Raw genomic sequence first — 17,487 nt, 5'->3', positions numbered from 1 at the left:
GCCGACGACTGAATGCATCTCCCACCCTCAGGATGTCTGGGCAGACCTCTGCTCGATTTCAATGCCGATAAGCGGACGCTTCATGGCCATCGACACCCACGCGCCGACGGCTGCGATGACGCAGGCGGCAAATCCCAGCAGGAAGGACAGAAAGCTGAGTTCTTGCGCGACGGCCAGAAGTCCGAGCACCGCAGCGGTGGCTTCGGCGGCCCCCCACACACAGGTCTGCACCGCCATCGCGACAGAGCTGCGCCCGCGCCATATCTTCACGGCTTGGGCCTGATACAACGGGCCACAAATCATCTCGCCAATCACGATGAACACCACGACCAGAAACAGAACCGCCTGAGCTTGCGAGGAAATGGTCAACAGCAGGCAACCCGCGCCGATCAACAGGTTTGAGACAATCACCCGCGACAAACGCGACACCCGCTGAAAAAGCGCAGTTACGTAAACCTGGCTGAAAATGATGATGCCGCTGGCGACCAGAAACAGGATGCCCACCAGCTCACTGGAAAAGCGTTCGGTCGCGTAGGTAGGAAACACGTAATAAAACTGCGCATAACCCATCATCGTCAAAAAGTTGATGGCCATGAAGGCAACAACCTTGGGCGAAGCCTCGGGCAGTCCGGCCAAGGAGGCATTACCCGCTGGCTGCAATCCCACTGACCGGGCCACATGAGGAATCAGCGTGGTGGACGCGGTTGCCATCACGCCTAACAGTAATGGCAAGGCAACAAACCAGTAACCCGCGCCGGCCAGAATCAACGACGCAACAAAGGGCGCAACGCCAGCGCCAGCGTTGGCAGCGACATTTTCGTAGGACAGAACACGTTCATGCTCGGCCTCACCAAAGTACTGAACGATGTAGGAAATCTGGGAAATCGTAGCAATCGAATTCGCGACTCCGAACACTACCACCAGTGCGATCCACAGCAGTGTGTGGGTGATCCCCAGCGCTGCCGTCAGCAACATGCAGCACGCGGCGACCGCCACACAGAACAACGCAAGGGCAATTTCCCGCCGTCGGTCAACCTTGTCCAGCATCCCTTGAAAGGCCAATGCGCCAATGCGGTTTGAAACAATGGCGAAGCCGACGACGACGCCGGCAGCACTGGTGCTCAAGCCCACGGTCGAGTTTAGCCAGATGGCCATGAACGGGTAAAAACAGCTCCAGGCTGCAGACGAAAGAAACCGCACGAAATAGATCATTGGAATACCGGGCTTCTAGGGCCGCGATCAGTCAGAACGCGCACTTGAGCGATCTCGTCCACGACCACGTCGGCGTAGCCGGTCAGCATGCCGATCCATGCGTAGTCGGACGTACCGATCGGTACGATCAGGCTGCCGACATTGGCGATTGGCGTATGAATGGACGCCAGCGGCGGTATCTCCCAGTCTTGCACGACGGCCTCATGGTCCAGGCAATACCAGTAACTCAAGGTCTGTCGACACTGTTCGACAGGTGAGTAGTGAAGCGTGCCTTCCAGCAACCCCAACGGCAGCAACGCAACCTGTTGCAGCACGGTCGCCGGCGCCAGGTCGTAGGCCAAGGCAATTTGCTCGACGATACTTGCGCCGCCCAGACGTCCCATGTTGGCGTCGATCAGATAAGCCGTGGCTGGGGTGGCGATAAATTCGCAATGAAAGAAACCGTTATCGAATTCCGAGCGCTTGATCAGGTCGCGCACGGCCGTCTCCATTTTCGAACGAACGGAGGAAGCGATTACCCCATTGGCTGGAAACCGGTTGGCAACTTCAGTGAAACCGACACGATCACGTTTGGACACGCCCAGGAACGTCACCTGCCCGTTCTGTGCAAACCCTTCCATGCTGACGAGATCGCCCACGCAATGCGCCTGAACAATCCAGGTGATGTTTTCAGGATGATCGATTCCACTCTGCAGAATCGCTGACCTGATCACTTCGGCCGGATCGGTATCCGCCGCGATAGTCAGCAGCATCGTGGCCACCGCACCTGAACCAACCGAGGGTTTCAGCACCACGTCGTTGCCCACACCCGGCGTCAACCAAGGAATGTCGAGGGTTGCATCGGCCAGCGAAACGCAGGACTCGGCCGGAACATGTTCAGGTACCAAACGCCCGACGAATTCCTTGGACGACAATTTGGCAAATACCGCTGGCGGCGCATTGAAACCAAACTCTTCGGCAATCGCCGATACCACGGGAAACAGTTCATCAAAGAAGGTTGTAATGCTGTGAATCCGACCTGCCAATTCTGCATGAGTCTTCAAGTAGGAAGACAAGGCGTCTGCATCACTGAATCCTGGAATGCAGGTGACGCCCTCGAATACAGCTTTGGCCGTGCCGTGAAAACCCGATGGGTCAACGGACAGAATCGGCTCGAAACCCACGCTGCGGATCGCATCGCAAACGTACTTGATGGAAACCTTGTTGATTCCAACGATCAAAATATGGCGCATCTTTCATGTCCGTCCGTAAAAATGAAAAAAAGATGCTTATTGAGCATCGACAGTGCGTGGGTGATACATCTTGCCGGGGTTGAGGATGTTCGCTGGGTCCAGTGCCGCTTTGATCGCCCGCATGCAGTCGAGCGCCGCGCCGTGCTGGGCCGACATCCATTTCACTTTGCCCTCGCCGACGCCATGCTCACCGCTCACGGTTCCGCCGAACGACAATGCCCGACTCGACAAACGACTGAGGAAGGCTTGAATCGACACGCTTTCGTCTTCACCTTCCTGAAGCATGATCAACAGGTGAAAGTTGCCGTCGCCGACGTGGCCGATCAACGGCGCATCCAGCCCGGAAGCGGCGATGTCTGCCACGGTAGCGCTGATGCAGGCACTCAGGGATGACAGCGGGACACAGACATCCGTGGCCAGCCCCTTGCGCCCTTTGTAATACGCATGAAATGCCCACCAGGCGTCATGCCGGGCCTTCCACAGGGCCGTGCGCTCTTCGAGCCGATGGGAAATTTTCAGTTGGCCGCCAAACTCATGCGCGCAGTCGATAAAGCCTTCAACGCTACTGGCGACGGTTGAGGTGTCACCGTGGAACTCAAGAAACAGATGGGGATTTTCCGGCAAATTCAACGAAGGAGAGTAAGCGTTGCAGGCGCGAACGGCAGTGACATCCAACAGTTCGATGCGTGCGACCGAGAGGCCTTGGCCGAGTGCACTGGCCACCGTTTGCACCGCATCATCGACGGAGGCAAACGAGCAGACGCCAGCGACAATCGCTTCCGGCACCGGATGCAATCTGACGTCCAGCTCGCTGAACAGTCCAAGGGTTCCTTCCGAACCCACGGCAATCGCCAGCAGATCCAGGCCCATGGCGGATTTGGGCGCTCTTGAGCCGATTTGCGCCACCGTTCCGTCAGCCATTACCCAGCGTGCCGCTTTGACATTGGCAGCCATCGTCCCATAGCGCACGGAGTTGGTCCCTGAGGCGCGTGTCGCAGCCATTCCGCCCATCGAAGCATTGGCACCAGGATCGACTGAAAAAAACAGCCCCGTTTCGCGCAAGTGACTGTTCAATTGTTCGCGGGTGACACCCGGCTGAACCGTGGCGGTCATATCGGTCGTATTGATGCCGACAATTGCGTTCATCTCGGAACAGTCGATACAGACGCCGCCCTGCGGCGCGTTGATTTGCCCCTCGAGGGATGAGCGCGCTCCCGCGGCAATGACTGCCACGCCGTATTCGTGGCAGAGCGACACAACCTCAACGATTTCCTGCTCGTTTCGAACCGTGACGACGGCATCGGGCGGGCTCAACTGGACGCCGGGAGGCGCCTGGCAGAATTGTTGCCGGATGCTGTGTTCAAGCCGTACGCGCTCGCCAAACAACTGACACAGTTTTTCGATTACCTGCGTATTCATTACTCTCGTCCCTGTTTTAACTGATCACTGTCCGATTTGTTTTTATCGGTCGCATTGCTGCACCATCCCGCGCACTCCTTTGAGCAGTCGACTGACGCAGTTCATCCCACAGGGAGGACGGTGAATACCGTCCTCTCCATAATTACTCTTTATCTTCTTTCGCTGTTCGGGCAGCACGCCCGTCGTATTCGGGACGGCCCGAAACAATCAGGCCGAAGAAGTAAGGCTGAGCACCTGAATCCTCAAGTTGAGTACCTGATTTGTTATGCACTTCAATCAAGGAAAACAGATCGACGAGACGATCCTGAATCTGCTCTATTTCCGCGTCTTTCAGGGTCACCATCGAGCTGTATTTGAAAGAACCTGAAACATCAAAGTATTCACTTTTTTCAGGTTTGAGCAGTGATCGTTCCACCTCATGGCGCAGGAACATATCCTTCAACTTCAATGCGTCAACAGACCTTGGCATCCTCAGCGTGGGCGCATGACGGACAAACGGCTCTTGGGGGGCGTCGCGCTCCTTGGAGACAAGATTCAGAAAAGCTTCGGTCCGTTGATCATAAGCAAGGCCAAGTTGCTGGCAAACCAGCTGCATTTCCGCAACGCCAGCGCTGTCCACCATATAGAGGTAGGTCATCAATGGCAGCAGTTCGAAGTTCTCTTCGAATGCCTTGATCACCTCTTCGGTAATAATGAACTCCCGCTCGTAGCGGCTCAGGCTCAATGCCCGACGCAATATCTTCGAATCATGCTCTCTGAGTTCGATTCTCGAAGAAAGATCGGTGACCTCGACACCCTTGCCAAATAACATTTCATGCACATCGCCCGGCAACAGATCTCTGAAGTAGTGCCAGTAATAATCAAAGCTGGCTTTACTGTCGACATCGATACCCAAGTGATCATGCAACTCTACGGCGGCATCGATGCTCAGGTATTTTCTTCCTGCCTCTACGTCGCGGTAGTAATTAGCCGAGAAAGGAATATTGACATCTTCGAGAAACGTCGAAATCTTCAGATGCCCGGCATCGATCCGCAGCTGCATCAAAAACGCACCAAACGCTCGTTTATTCTCCAAGCGCTTGAGCCTCTGCCGACAGCGTGATAATCACCCGGGTCGTGTTTTTCTTGATTTTCATACTGGAAGTTACCAAGCCTATTTCCTGCGTATTACGCACATGAACTCCCCCACAGGGAATTGACCAGTTTTCGCATTGCCACCAACGAAATCCATGTCCCTTGCTCGTATCCGCTTCCGTACGAATCTCATGACTTGCAGAGCAAAACGCGTTCAGGGCAGCGGTTGCCTGCCTCAAACTGTTTTCATCGAACTCTTCGATAAACTCGTATTGATTTTCCCCCCCGGCGTCACTCAACGGCGAACGTACAGGGTGTGGAATCGAGCGCCCCAGCGTTTCTTCAAGCATGCAGTGGATCAAATGCATGGCTGAATGAATCCGCATCTGATGATATCGCAATGACCAATCAAGGGATGCAGTCGCCTTCTGGCCAACTGCATGGGCGCTCAACAAGGCAAACGCTTCATCGTTGATATTCAGGTAATGCCGGATCTGATCGTCGCGCTTCTTCGTCGCGACGATTTCGAGTTCCGGCAAAGCGAAGCCTGCCTCCGTGACCGGAATGCTCAACACTCCTCGATCCCCGAGCTGACCGCCTCCTTGCGGGTAAAAGACCGTCTGGCCAAGGAGCGCAAAAGGCAGGCCCATGTCGTCGCGCTCAAGCAGATCGACTCTACAATCCAGCTGCTTCAGATACGGGTTTTCGTGAAACAAAGGCAGTGTTTCGCTCATTCTTACCTCGAGTCAGGTCTCTTTCATGGGTGTTGCAAACTGATGCGAAGCGCTTGGGATTTCCAAGCCGCCCCAATTCTGTCGAGAACTGTCGGTGTGCAGCTGTTTTCGAAGCACATCACACAATCCAGTCATTTGCATGTCGCTGCCAATCGAGATCCTGAGGCAGTGACCAAGGCCATAATCGGTCAACGGCGCAGTCAGGAAACCTTCACTTGCCAGGCAGGCATGCAACGCCTGGCACTCCTGCGTGTTTTCGAACTCGACAAATACAAAGTTGACGTACTGGCTTCTAGCCGCAATGCCACAGGCATTGAACAGACGGACGATCTTTTGCCCCCACGCGACGCAATGTGCCGCCGTTTTTTCCAGATGCTCGGTGTCCCACAGCGCGTACTCTCCAGCGCGGGCGGAAAACGCGCTGACGTTGTAGGGCGCACGACGCGCTTGCAGCACTGCAATCAGATCAGCACTGGCATAGGCCCATCCCAGCCGTAAACCCGCGAGCCCATAGGCCTTGGAAAACGTTCGCAGGCATATAGCGTTGTTGCGAATATTGACGACCTGCACACCTGGCGAGTTTTCCCGGTCCGGGGCGAACTCTGCATACGCTTCGTCGATGATGACCGTCGTACTTTCCGGGATGGTGGCAACCAGCCTCAGCAGCTCAGCCGGCGGCAGATAGTCCCCCAGCGGATTGGATGGGTTCACCAGCACCACGACGTCCGGTTTTTTTTGCAGGGCCGTACTCAGCGCAGTTTCGTAACCTTCACCCGCAACCGGAACCATCTCACTGTAGTCAGCGCCCAGTAGTTCGGCCCTGATTTTGTACATTTTGAAACTGTGCTGCTGAGCCACGAGGCGGCTGCCAGGTTTCAACAGACTGCGCAGTGCAATATCGATCAGTTCGTCAGACCCCGCCCCTGGCATCACTCGCGCAGGATCAACATTCCATCGCTCACCGATGGCCGTGCGAAGCGACTTGTACGTCACCTCCGGGTACTCGCTCAGAAGCGCAGGCATCGATGTGCACAGATGCAGCGCCAGTGCCGATGCACCCAGCGGATTTTCGTTGGCATGCAAGCGAGCATCAGGCATCTCGGCGGGCACCGTAGCCTGCCCGGCCGAGACAGGGTTATCACTCGGCGAACTCATCGGCCATGCCCCCCGAGAACCTGCGCTACGAGACTTTCCAGATACCCGGTCAGAGCGATATCACGATCGAGATAAGGGATCAGCTCGCGCACCTGTGCATGCCACGCACGTCCGCGCGGACTCAGCTTGGCGCTACCGCGAATGTCTGCTGCCTGAGCTGCACAAATCAGTTCGAAGGCGATGACATAGCGCGTGTTCTGCAGCACTTCAGCCACACGACGCGCGGCAATAAGGCCGAAGGAAACCACGTCCTGAAAGTCAGCCGTGGTGGTCAGCGTCTGGATCGAAACCGGTGTGGCCAGCGAACGGTTTTCTGCAGTCAGGGAAGCCGACATGAATTGGCCGCCCATGAGGCCAAAACGCAGACCGCCATTTTCTGCACAGAGGAAAGACGGCAGACCGTTGCTGTTGGCTTTCGTCAGGAAACGATCTATTCGACGGTCGGCAAGGTTACACATCGTGATCATCGAAATCGTCAGATAATCCATGGCCGAAGCGATGTACTGCCCATGGAAATGCCCATTGTGGAACACCTCGCCATTCTCCGGCGTGACCAGCGGATTATCGTTGGACGAGTTCAGTTCATTGGCCACTATCCGCTCGACGAACTCGATGGTTTCCAGTACCGGCCCCAGAATCTGCGGCGTGCAGCGAATCGAGTAGGCATCCTCGATGGGCATGGCTTCCTGGCGAACTGCGTCGGTGCGCAATGCACTCAGCTGCGATGAGAGCTCAATGTCATCGATCGCCAGTTCCGAACCTTGCAGATCGTCCCAGATGGTCTCGGCGATTTTCTGCTGGCCCAGATGCGGTTTCAACTTGTGGACGTCAGGGTGAAATGGACGTACTCGGGCCTGCAGTGACTCGAAAGAGAACGCCGAGATCGAGATGTATTGCTCAAGAAGCTGACGCGCCTCGACCACGTTCATCGCCGCGACAGCGACCATGCAGGACGTGCCATTGATCAGCGCCAGTCCTTCCTTGTAGCTCAAGTGCAACGGTTTCAGCTGCAATTGTTCAAGCGCCTGCGCCGCCGGAACGCGCACGCCATGAAGGTAAGCGTAGCCGTCACCGGTCAACATCCGCGCAACAGCCGCCAACGGTCCCAGATCACCGCTGGTGCCCAGGGAACCTTTGCTGGGAATCTCAGGAATCAGCCCGGCGTTGTAAATGGCAATGTATCGATCAAAGTTCTCCAGCGAGATCGCCGAGTTACCACGGGACAAAGAAACAATTCGCGCGAACATCGTGGCGCGGGCGACGCTGTCGGGGAAGCGCTCACCAACGTTCGTCGATACACCTTGAATAAGGTTGGATTGCAGCTCATGGGCTTTCTCGAGCGGCACAAGGTGATCCACGAACCCGCCCATGCCGGTGTTGACGCCGTAAATGACCGCCCCTTGCGCAACCAGATTTTCCAGCGCCTCTCTCGAGGCCTGGACGCGCTGTCGCGTGGCTTGCGAAGCGACCACGGTTTTCCCCGGTTGGGCAAACGCGATCAGGTCCTTGAGGCATACGTCGACTCCGGGAGTCAGCACAAACGTGCTATCGGAGGCGAAATTCCTTTCCTGAATTGTCATTTTTTCATCCTTGAACGGCGTATGACTGGTCACCGGCCCAATTGCCGATGATCACGTTGATGGTTCGGTTACCCGAGAATGCACGTCGTCCGTGCGCATACTGCAAATTATCGAGCAGAAGGATGTCGCCCTCGCCCAAATCGATATCCTGTTCCAGCCCGCGCACGGCGTGGAAAAGCGCCAAGGTCAGATCTTCCGGGAGCGGTTCACCGTCACCGAAGCACATGGCCTCCAGCAGTAGCGGGTTTTCGCGTTGCGCCGTCATCAATTCACGGGCGTCCTGCTCCCGACCGTCGATAAGCGCCCACTCGATCATGGCTGCCGCCCCCCAGAAATGCGCTTGATTGCTCCAGATATTTGCGCTGGTCAGGGGATGTGCACGCATCGGGGAAATACAGTCCTGCCAGAGGATCAGGTCCGCGCCATTCCACTCGAAGTCCCATCCCCGGGCGCGGCAATGCATCTCGGCTTCAACCTGACGGTGGGTCGAGAAAGTTTCCTGCCAACTCTTTTTCACGCCGGGCTTGAGACCGACCCGGTCTTCACTGGGTAACGTTCTACGTAATTTCAGGCCGCGCTCCGTCAGTCGTTGCAACATTGCCGGATCCACCAGACGTTCGAGTTTGCGCATGTCACCGATGACAGACTCGCCGCCCTTTCCAGCAGGCTCAACGCATACGAATGCGATGATCTCGGGAGGGCTTTTTACGTAGGCCATTTCCTGGTGAAGGATGACGGACCAGTCTGGCGGTGTGCGGGTCGCTTCCATCACCTTGCCCTGAATAGTCGAGCGCGGTGAGCTTCCACCTACGTAATCACGGGTTTCAAAGCCAAGTGCAGCAATGGCTGCCTCAAACACGCCGGGATCCCTGCACTGCCTGGCGGAGCGAATGAGCACCGCGCCGTCATCGAGCAACCGCGCACGAATGTCATCCGCGGCCTGCGAAAAAAAGTGCTTCGGATCAGCGTGTCCGCTGGTGACGAAATCAAATGGTGCTGTTGAATTGCTGCCCTTCACCTTCTCACTCCTTACGTCCCTGTAATCGTCGGCATGTCCTTCTGCGGTGCATTTGATATCACTCCCTATTTACAAATTCAACAGATAGAAATATGTTTCTTCCAATAGATTTAATTCGCTCTTGCCCGCAACCACACTGGTTCAAGGCCGCGAAAAAAAGCCAACCGATTGATATTCATGAGAAATAATTTCAAGGACGAGATGCACGAATGATCACGGAAAAAGAAGTCCTTCAGCGCGCACAGCGGCTTCATCACTGCGGCGCATTCAACCGCGAAAGCCTCCCGGCAAGTTTTCTCAGCAAAATTCAGGCGAGCCCATTCCAATGAGCGGACCCGAAGCGCGCTCAGGCGTACTGAAACGCGGCCTGAAAAATCGACATATCCAATTGATCGCGCTGGGTGGCGCTGTGGGAACCGGGCTGTTTCTGGGTTCGGCGGGCGCACTCAAGTCTGCTGGTCCGTCAATGATCCTCGGTTACGCGATTTGCGGTTTCGTCGCTTTCCTGATCATGCGGCAGTTGGGCGAAATGATCGTTGAAGAACCCGTCGCAGGCTCGTTCAGCCACTTCGCCCATAAGTATTGGGGCGGATTCGCCGGATTTCTGTCGGGATGGAATTGCTGGATGCTGTACACCCTGGTGGGCATGTCCGAACTGACTGCCGTCGGCAAATATGTGCATTACTGGTGGCCCGATATTCCGACCTGGGTGTCGGCCGCAGTCTTTTTTGTACTGATCAATGCCCTCAACCTGATCAACGTGAAAATATTCGGTGAGGCCGAATTCTGGTTCGCCATCATCAAGGTCCTGGCAGTGATCGGCATGATCGCCATGGGCAGCTATCTGCTGGTCAGCGGCCACGGTGGCCCGCAAGCGAAGGTCAGCAACCTGTGGGAACACGGCGGATTTTTCCCACATGGACTCGGCGGACTGGCGATGTCCATGGCGGTCATCATGCTGTCCTTCGGTGGTCTGGAAATGCTCGGTTTCACCGCGGCCGAAGCCGATAAACCGCAGACCGTGATTCCCAAAGCGATCAACCAGGTGATTTATCGCATTCTGATTTTCTACGTCGGCGTACTTGTCGTGCTGCTGTCGCTGATGCCGTGGGACAGTCTGGTCATCTCACTCAATGCAGCTGGAGACACCTACAGCGCCAGTCCTTTCGTTATGGTGTCGTCGATGCTCGACAGCGCCACCGCGGCGCACATTCTCAATTTTGTAGTGCTGACCGCTGCGCTGTCGGTCTATAACAGCGGTACTTATTGCAACAGCCGCCTATTACTGTGCCTGGCCGAGCAAGGTGATGCTCCGCAAAGCCTGACCAGGATCGACCGGCGTGGCGTCCCCGTACGCTCGATTCTTGCGTCTGCCGCTGTGACCCTGTTTGCCGTGCTGATGAACTACGTAATCCCGCAATATGCGCTGGAGCTGCTGCTGTCACTGGTGGTTGCGACGCTGGTGATCAATTGGGTGATGATCAGCCTTTCCCACTTCAAGTTTCGCCAACATCTGAACAGGGCCGGGCGCAAGCCATTATTCAAAGCACTCTGGTACCCCTACGGTAACTATGTGTGCCTTGCATTCCTGGCCTTCATCCTCGGCGTCATGCTGCTCGACCCCGTCATTCGCATCGCGGTGTACGCGATTCCCCTGTGGATCGGATTGATGTGGTTTTGTCATGGCATCAAGCATCGACGCACTGCTGCGCAGGGCCTCTACGGGGAAACCTGAACCACTGAGCGCCCCCACCGATCAAGTCGCGCCGGTAGCTCTACTTGCGCGGCTTGATCCGCGCAGTCGCCTCGGCCACCAACGGATCATCCGGCCAATAATGCTTCGGATAGCGCCCCTTCAAATCCTTCTTCACCTCGGCATAGGTGCTGCGCCAGAAGTTGGCCAGATCCTGCGTCACCTGCACCGGCCGCCGCGCAGGCGATAGCAGATGCAATTTGACCACCTGCCGCCCGCCGGCAATTCGCGGCGTATCCGCCAGCCCGAACAATTCCTGCAAACGCACTGCAAGAATCGGTGGAAACTCGCTGTAGTCCAAACGAATCGATGAGCCCGACGGCACGCTCAAATGATGCGGCGCCAGCTCATCGAGCCTCTGCGGCAACGGCCACGGCAGCAGGTTACGCACGATGCTCGACAGATCCAGGTTGGCAAAATGGCTGAGCCGCGAGACCTTGCCCAGATAAGGCATCAGCCAGTCTTCAAGGGTGTCCAGCAACGTCGCGTCACTGACATCCGGCCACTGATTGTCATCCTGATGGTTCAACTCCAACTGCCGCAACAACGCCACCCGCGCCTGCCACTGACGCAGTTCCGGCGTCCATGGCAGCAGCTCCAGACCTTTGCGCCGCACCAGATTGACCAGCGCCTGACTGCGCGCATTTTCATCGAGACCGGTCAGTGGCTCGCGGCTGAGAATCAGCTCGCCGACCTTGCGCTGACGCTCGGCGCGCAGCACGCCTTCGCGCTCGTCCCAGTCAAGTTGATCGACGTTGCGCACCTGTTCGGCCAACACCGAATCGAACAGCGCCGGGTCGAAATCCGCCGCCAGATAAATCCGTTCTTCGCGCTGGCCCTGACAGCTGCCGAGATCGGCGATGACGATCCACGGTTCTTTCATCAGGCTGTCAGCTTCGGCGAACAGCGCCGCACGACCGTTGGCCAGCCGATATTCGGCACCGCCAGCACGCCGCTGTTGCGCGACGCGATCCGGATAGGCCAGCGCCAGCAAGGCACCGAGCCAGCGCGGATGATCGGGATCGCTTACCGGCTCACTCGCTTTGCCGCGCAGGTAACCGCGATATTGCCGCGCCAATTGCTTAGCGCGCTGCACCCCGCCCTGCGCACCACGGGCGGCACGTTCCTCGCCGGACAGCAGCACCAGCCGACTGTGCAGATCGGCCCCGGCGCCACGCAAGATATCCCGCTCGCCGAGCAACGCGGCGACGTCGCAGGCCATGTCGGCCAAACCCAACGCCTGTCCGCGCAACAGCAAATGGCCGATGCGCGGATGCGCCGGCAATTCAGCCATGGCCTGACCATGAGTGGTCAGCGCCTCACCTTCCAGCGCACCCAGCCGTTGCAGCAAATCCTGCGCCTGGGCATAAGCAGCCGCTGGCGGAACATCGAGCCAGACCAGTTCGCCCGGCGTCACACCCCAGCGTCCCAGTTGCAGCGCGAGGCTGGCGAGATCCGCCGAAAGAATTTCCGCACTGCCATAAGCAGCGAGTTGTTCGTGCTGATCCTGCGACCACAAGCGATAACAAACACCCGGCTCCAGTCGCCCGGCGCGGCCCGCACGCTGGGTGGCGCTGGCCTTGGAAATCCGCTGGGTATCGAGGCGCGTCATCCCGCTGCCGGGATCGAAACGCGGCACCCGCGCCAGCCCGGCATCAATGACTACGCGCACGCCGTTGATGGTCAGACTGGTCTCGGCGATGTTGGTCGCCAGCACCACTTTACGCTGCCCAGCCGGGGCCGGATCGATCGCCGCGCGTTGCGCATTGAGGTCGAGTTCACCGTGCAAAGGGCAGAGCAACACATCGCCGCGCTCTCCAATGGCGTCTGCCAATTGTTGATGCACACGACGGATTTCCGCCTGCCCCGGCAGAAACACCAACAGGCTGCCGCTTTCATCGTGCAGCGCTTCGAGCACGGTTTGCGTGACACGTTGGTCGATGTATTCACCGGGCTGAAACGGCCGGCCCCAGCGCATCGTCACCGGGTACATGCGGCCTTCGCTGCGCAGGATCGGCGCATCATCCAGCAACCCGGCCAGACGTTCACCTTCGAGCGTGGCCGACATCAACAAAATCTTCAGCGGCTGTTCAGCTCGGAACAGCTCGCGACCGTTCAAACTGAGCGCCAGCGCCAGATCGGCGTCGAGGCTGCGTTCGTGAAATTCGTCGAAGATCAGCAAGCCCACGCCTTCCAGCGCCGGGTCATCCTGCAAGCGACGAGTGAGAATGCCTTCGGTGACCACTTCGATGCGTGTATTGGGGCCGACCTTGCTGTCGAGGCGAATGCGATAACCGACGGTTTCACCGACCTTCTCGCCCAGCTCGCTGGCCAGACGTTCCGCCGCCGCACGCGCGGCGAGACGGCGCGGTTCAAGCATCAGAATGGTCTGCCCGGCCAGCCACGCTTCATTGAGCAAAGCCAAGGGCACGCGGGTGGTTTTACCGGCGCCGGGCGGTGCTTCGAGCACGGCTTCGTGGCGCGTCGCCAAGGCTTCACGCAGGGCGGGTAAAACTTCATCGATTGGCAAAGAAATCATGCTGGCTCCCCAGGGCGTGCCCACAGTAAATTGCGAGTCGCGTTAAAGCTGTGAGCGTGCCAGGCAAGGCGCGGGACGCAGGTAAGGGTCGTTTCCTTGCCAAGTCCCGCAACGCAGCATGGCGCGCTCACAGCTTTAGCCCGGAGGGCCGAACCCCGATAGGATTCGTTGGCCTTCACGCGGTGTCGATCTGGAGAAAACAACTTCAATCCTCAACGTATTTCGGTAGGGGTGAGACGAGGCCGCAATTTACTGTGGGCACGCCCTGCCAGCGGCGAGTATAACGGCGAACTGCAAGGCGTTCGTCAGGGTCTTAACTTCACACGACTACGCTTCGTTCTTAGATGAATCAGGAGATTTCCCCATGCGCTTACCTTTTCGCCTGATCGGCGGTGTACTGGTCGCCACCCTGCTCACGCAAATCACCGCGTGCGGTTCGATTTTCTACCCGGACCGACGCGGTCAGATCGACGGCAAGATCGACCCAGCCATTGCCGTACTCGACGCCGTGGGCCTGCTGTTCTACATCATTCCCGGGCTGATCGCGTTTGCCGTCGACTTCGCCACCGGTGCGATCTATTTCGAACCGGGCCACACCGCGCAGATCGACCCGGCCAAGCTCAAGCAAGCCATCGGCCCGGACGGTCAGGTCGATAATCACAAGTTGCAGGCTATTCTCGAAAGCGAGTTGGGCCGAGACTTTCCTCTCGACGATCCGCGCCTGATTCAACACAAGGGCAGCACTCAACAATTGGCGATGTTCGGCCTGCAACCCGCCGCTTAAAAAGGAAGTTAAATGACCTCCAGCCCCGAACACGCCCGCCTGCTAAGGCTGGCGACCCGCGCCTCGGTGGCGGTCGCGTGCACGCTGATCGTCGCCAAAGCCATCGCCTGGTGGCTGAGCGGTTCGGTGAGCATGCTTGCCGGCCTCACTGACTCGGCGCTGGATGGCGTCACTTCGCTGCTCAATCTGCTGGCGGTGCATTACGCGCTGCGCCCGGCCGATGACGATCACCGTTATGGTCACGGCAAGGCGGAATCGCTGGCGGGCATGGCGCAGGCGCTGTTCATTGGCGGCAGTGCGGTGTTGATTGCGTTTCAGGCCTACGAACGCATCCAGCACCCGGAACCGCTTGGCGCGCCGTGGATCAGCATTGGCGTGATCATTTTCTCATTGCTGCTGACGGTGGCCTTGCTGGTGCTGCAGCATCGAGTGATCAAGCAGACCGGCTCCAACGCCGTGCGTGCCGACTCACTGCATTACCGATCCGATCTGTTACTCAACGGCAGTATTCTGGTGGCGCTGATGTTGGCCGGGTTCGGCTGGCATCAACTGGATGCCTGGTTCGGACTTGGCATTGCCGCCTACATTCTGTGGAGTGCGATCCAGATCGCCCGGGAAAGTTTTTCGGTGCTGATGGATGAAGAACTACCGACGGATGTCAGTCAACACATGCTCGAACTGGCCTGCAGTGTGCCGGGGGTGTTGGGCGCGCATGACTTGCGCACGCGAATCTCCGGCAACCACTGGTTCGTGCAGTTGCACCTGGAATTACCGGGGGAATTGACCTTGTCAGTGGCGCACGGCATCAGCGACCAAGCCGCCGATGCCATTCACAAAGCCTACCCGCGAGCCGAAGTGCTGGTGCACGCCGATCCGCAGGAAGTGGTCAAGTCAGAGCGGGCGCAAACCCGGCTTCAGTAACTGACCTGATAACCGCGACTGCTCAGGCAATTGCCCTGAGCCTGACGGTAGGCCTGAACCACCTCGGGCGCTGGCTGATAGGTCGCGGTGCGCGGATCGAAACCGCTTTGCTGCACGGCGTACTGATAGCACTGGTAACCGTCTTGCTGCACCTGCTCCGGCGACTGGCCGTTGGCCGGGTATGCCTCGACGTCATAACCTTGGGATTGCGGTTGCGGTTGCTGCTGCACCGGCGGTTCGACCACGATGTAATCCTGCGTCGCTTCCTGATAGGCATAGTAGGAACCAGCGGCAAGGAACAGCAGCGAACCACCGATCCACACTTCACGGGCGTAATCCGGCAAATACTGGATGCGGATCCCGCGCGGCGGTTGCACAACGATGTAGCGCGGGCCTTGCGGGCGATACCAGTAACCGCCGGAAAAGAAGTAATCCTGCCCGCGATACGGCACGCGGTAATCGCGATCCGGGAAGCGGTCGATCACATGTCCCGGCCGATATTGCGGGCCTGGACCCCAACCGTTGCCGTGACCGTCAGGACGACCCGGCCAGCGATTGTCGTTGGGCCGATTGTTGGTCTGCCAATGCTGGTTGTTGTAGCCGTTCTGCGGACGCTCATCGCGGTAGTAACCCTGACGCGGCTCTTGAGTCTGGCGCACGGCGTCGGGCCGTGGCTGGATCGGCAGGCTGTTGGCCGGCAGTTGCGGCGGCGGTGGTGGCTGGCGCACCGGATTGGGGTTGTAGGCCGGGCGATTCTGGTCGCGGTTCTGCCACTGGCCATTGTTGTTGCCGTTGTGTTCGAACTGGCGGCTGTTGTCGCCACGAATGATCTCGTTGTTCTGCGGACGCGGTTGATTCTGTTGCGGCTGATTCTGCGATGGATTGTTCTGCGGGCGCGGCTGATTGTTGCCGCCACGGCCCTGATTGTTGCCCTGATGATCCTGGCCGTGGCCTCCGCCATCCGGGCCGCGATTCTGTGGCTCATCGGCAAGCGCTTGCACACTGACACTCACACACAGCAAACCAACACCAGCCAGACGCCAGATGCGCGAATTCATGCTTTTTCTCACTGCGGGGCCTGCAAATGTAAGAGGACTTGTCACTAAGACCGGGAATACACACACCGGGTTCTGCAACAGGTTATCAGTCGCGCAACTTATTTATTGAGCGCCCGACATGAAATCGCAGGCAAGAAAAAAGGGAGACCCGTCGGCCTCCCTTCTAGAGAACTTCGTCCTGGCTCGACGCTTTTGACGTCGGCTCACCTCACGCCGTCTTCTGGACAGTGTGCAGCTCGGGGGCCGGCACAACCCCGGTGGGGGTGGCGGCCGCGGCAGGCCGGATAGGGCGGGCCGCGTGGACTGTGTTACCGAGCAGTGATTCTGGTGATAAGAATAGGCCTGGGGCGGCGACAGAGGATTGCGAAGATTGCTGAAATAAACACCACTTGCGCAATTTTTAACCCTGGATAGATAATCTGCCGCAATAGTTACAACCAAGGACAGATTGATGAGCAAACTCGACCGTTACGACCTGAGTATTTTGGCGGAATTGCAGCGCGACGCCCGCATCTCCAACCAGGAATTGGCCGAGCGCATCGGTCTGTCGCCCTCCCCTTGCTCGCGCCGGGTCAAGCAACTCGAAGACGACGGGTATATTTCGCGTCAGGTGGCGTTGCTTGATCGCAAGATGCTTGGGTTGAGCCTGACGGCGTATGTGTTGATCGGCATGGACCGGCATACACCGGAGCGTTTCGAGAATTTCGAAGCGGCGATTCGGACGTTGCCGCAGGTGCTGGAGTGCAGTCTGGTGACGGGCGTGGATGCGGATTACCAGTTGAAAGTGGTGGTGCCGGATATGGATCACTATCAGAAGCTGTTGCTGGGGCACCTTACCCGGATTGAAGGGGTGACCAGCGTGCGGTCGAGTTTTGTGCTGAATCAGGTGTTGAACAGCACCGAACTGCCGCTGACTCATTTGCGTAGCTGATCAAGGGCACCCTCACCCCAGCCCTCTCCCAGAGGGAGAGGGGGCCGACCGTGAGATGCTGAAAAAGTACGCCGACC

At 58.0% G+C, this 17,487-nt stretch carries 14 protein-coding genes; 4 read left to right on the top strand and 10 right to left on the bottom strand.

Annotated features, from left to right (window positions below; all coding sequences use genetic code 11):
- Positions 1-27: 27 nt before the first annotated feature.
- The 8 genes from ACOYXJ_RS13355 to ACOYXJ_RS13320 all read right to left on the bottom strand — a co-directional run bounded on the left by ACOYXJ_RS13355 (position 28) and on the right by ACOYXJ_RS13320 (position 9,424).
- A complete protein-coding gene (locus ACOYXJ_RS13355; protein WP_460369871.1) occupies positions 28-1,212 on the bottom strand; it encodes an MFS transporter in 1,185 nt (394 codons plus the stop codon).
- Positions 1,209-2,444 (bottom strand): ATP-grasp domain-containing protein, encoded by a 1,236-nt coding sequence (locus ACOYXJ_RS13350; RefSeq protein ID WP_150793985.1) that lies wholly within the window; start codon positions 2,442-2,444, stop codon positions 1,209-1,211. The genes ACOYXJ_RS13355 and ACOYXJ_RS13350 overlap by 4 nt, the downstream gene beginning before the upstream one ends.
- Positions 2,445-2,480: 36 nt before the next feature.
- Complete coding sequence (locus ACOYXJ_RS13345; protein ID WP_150793984.1) at positions 2,481-3,863, bottom strand: FAD-binding oxidoreductase; 1,383 nt, start codon at positions 3,861-3,863, stop codon at positions 2,481-2,483.
- Between the two features lie 142 nt (positions 3,864-4,005).
- On the bottom strand, positions 4,006-4,938 hold the full coding sequence (locus ACOYXJ_RS13340) for a hypothetical protein (RefSeq protein WP_095121626.1): 933 nt from the start codon (positions 4,936-4,938) through the stop codon (positions 4,006-4,008).
- Positions 4,928-5,671 carry an alanyl-tRNA editing protein gene (locus ACOYXJ_RS13335; protein WP_095121624.1) on the bottom strand — a complete coding sequence of 248 codons (744 nt, stop codon included), beginning with the start codon at positions 5,669-5,671 and terminating at the stop codon, positions 4,928-4,930. Before ACOYXJ_RS13335 ends, ACOYXJ_RS13340 begins: the two co-directional genes overlap by 11 nt.
- A 12-nt stretch (positions 5,672-5,683) precedes the next feature.
- Positions 5,684-6,826: a pyridoxal phosphate-dependent aminotransferase gene (locus ACOYXJ_RS13330; protein WP_460369868.1), complete on the bottom strand. Its 1,143-nt coding sequence runs from the start codon at positions 6,824-6,826 to the stop codon at positions 5,684-5,686.
- On the bottom strand, positions 6,823-8,406 hold the full coding sequence (locus tag ACOYXJ_RS13325; protein ID WP_110720303.1) for a phenylalanine aminomutase (D-beta-phenylalanine forming): 1,584 nt from the start codon (positions 8,404-8,406) through the stop codon (positions 6,823-6,825). The genes ACOYXJ_RS13330 and ACOYXJ_RS13325 overlap by 4 nt, the downstream gene beginning before the upstream one ends.
- Positions 8,407-8,410: 4 nt before the next feature.
- Positions 8,411-9,424: a TauD/TfdA family dioxygenase gene (locus ACOYXJ_RS13320; RefSeq protein ID WP_223026644.1), complete on the bottom strand. Its 1,014-nt coding sequence runs from the start codon at positions 9,422-9,424 to the stop codon at positions 8,411-8,413.
- 325 nt (positions 9,425-9,749) lie between these two features.
- On the opposite strand from ACOYXJ_RS13320, the gene ACOYXJ_RS13315 reads away from it, so the two are divergent.
- Entirely contained in the window at positions 9,750-11,159 is a 1,410-nt protein-coding gene (locus ACOYXJ_RS13315) for an amino acid permease (RefSeq protein WP_095121615.1), read from the top strand.
- 40 nt (positions 11,160-11,199) lie between these two features.
- On the opposite strand, the gene hrpB is transcribed toward ACOYXJ_RS13315, so the two are convergent.
- Positions 11,200-13,716, bottom strand: coding sequence for an ATP-dependent helicase HrpB (hrpB, locus tag ACOYXJ_RS13310; RefSeq protein WP_460369864.1), 2,517 nt, complete (start codon positions 13,714-13,716; stop codon positions 11,200-11,202).
- Between the two features lie 364 nt (positions 13,717-14,080).
- On the opposite strand from hrpB, the gene ACOYXJ_RS13305 reads away from it, so the two are divergent.
- Together ACOYXJ_RS13305 and ACOYXJ_RS13300 are read left to right on the top strand one after the other, a co-directional pair.
- Positions 14,081-14,500 (top strand): hypothetical protein, encoded by a 420-nt coding sequence (locus ACOYXJ_RS13305; protein ID WP_016986146.1) that lies wholly within the window; start codon positions 14,081-14,083, stop codon positions 14,498-14,500.
- Between the two features lie 12 nt (positions 14,501-14,512).
- The gene (locus ACOYXJ_RS13300; protein WP_150793978.1) at positions 14,513-15,421 is read left to right on the top strand and encodes a cation diffusion facilitator family transporter; all 909 of its coding nucleotides are present in this window, start codon (positions 14,513-14,515) and stop codon (positions 15,419-15,421) included.
- On the opposite strand, the gene ACOYXJ_RS13295 is transcribed toward ACOYXJ_RS13300, so the two are convergent.
- A complete protein-coding gene (locus ACOYXJ_RS13295; protein WP_460369861.1) occupies positions 15,415-16,479 on the bottom strand; it encodes a DUF6515 family protein in 1,065 nt (354 codons plus the stop codon). The genes ACOYXJ_RS13300 and ACOYXJ_RS13295 overlap by 7 nt on opposite strands.
- A gap of 451 nt (positions 16,480-16,930) precedes the next feature.
- Between ACOYXJ_RS13295 and ACOYXJ_RS13290 the strand changes: the two genes are divergently transcribed.
- Positions 16,931-17,410, top strand: a complete 480-nt coding sequence (locus ACOYXJ_RS13290; protein WP_007909658.1) for an Lrp/AsnC family transcriptional regulator — start codon at positions 16,931-16,933, stop codon at positions 17,408-17,410.
- The last annotated feature ends 77 nt before the right edge of the window (positions 17,411-17,487 follow it).

The organism is Pseudomonas sp. Tul2A7 (assembly GCF_054790505.1).
Note: the sequence above shows the minus strand (reverse complement) of the source record. Positions and strands in the feature narration are given on the sequence as shown.

Coding starts and splice junctions, on each gene's coding strand:
- ACOYXJ_RS13355 (WP_460369871.1), bottom strand. CDS start 1,212: ATGATCTATTTCGTGCGGTTTCTTTCGTCTGCAGCCTGGAGCTGTTTT.
- ACOYXJ_RS13350 (WP_150793985.1), bottom strand. CDS start 2,444: ATGCGCCATATTTTGATCGTTGGAATCAACAAGGTTTCCATCAAGTAC.
- ACOYXJ_RS13345 (WP_150793984.1), bottom strand. CDS start 3,863: ATGAATACGCAGGTAATCGAAAAACTGTGTCAGTTGTTTGGCGAGCGC.
- ACOYXJ_RS13335 (WP_095121624.1), bottom strand. CDS start 5,671: ATGAGCGAAACACTGCCTTTGTTTCACGAAAACCCGTATCTGAAGCAG.
- ACOYXJ_RS13330 (WP_460369868.1), bottom strand. CDS start 6,826: ATGAGTTCGCCGAGTGATAACCCTGTCTCGGCCGGGCAGGCTACGGTG.
- ACOYXJ_RS13325 (WP_110720303.1), bottom strand. CDS start 8,406: ATGACAATTCAGGAAAGGAATTTCGCCTCCGATAGCACGTTTGTGCTG.
- ACOYXJ_RS13315 (WP_095121615.1), top strand. CDS start 9,750: ATGAGCGGACCCGAAGCGCGCTCAGGCGTACTGAAACGCGGCCTGAAA.
- hrpB (WP_460369864.1), bottom strand. CDS start 13,716: ATGATTTCTTTGCCAATCGATGAAGTTTTACCCGCCCTGCGTGAAGCC.
- ACOYXJ_RS13305 (WP_016986146.1), top strand. CDS start 14,081: ATGCGCTTACCTTTTCGCCTGATCGGCGGTGTACTGGTCGCCACCCTG.
- ACOYXJ_RS13300 (WP_150793978.1), top strand. CDS start 14,513: ATGACCTCCAGCCCCGAACACGCCCGCCTGCTAAGGCTGGCGACCCGC.
- ACOYXJ_RS13295 (WP_460369861.1), bottom strand. CDS start 16,479: ATGAATTCGCGCATCTGGCGTCTGGCTGGTGTTGGTTTGCTGTGTGTG.
- ACOYXJ_RS13290 (WP_007909658.1), top strand. CDS start 16,931: ATGAGCAAACTCGACCGTTACGACCTGAGTATTTTGGCGGAATTGCAG.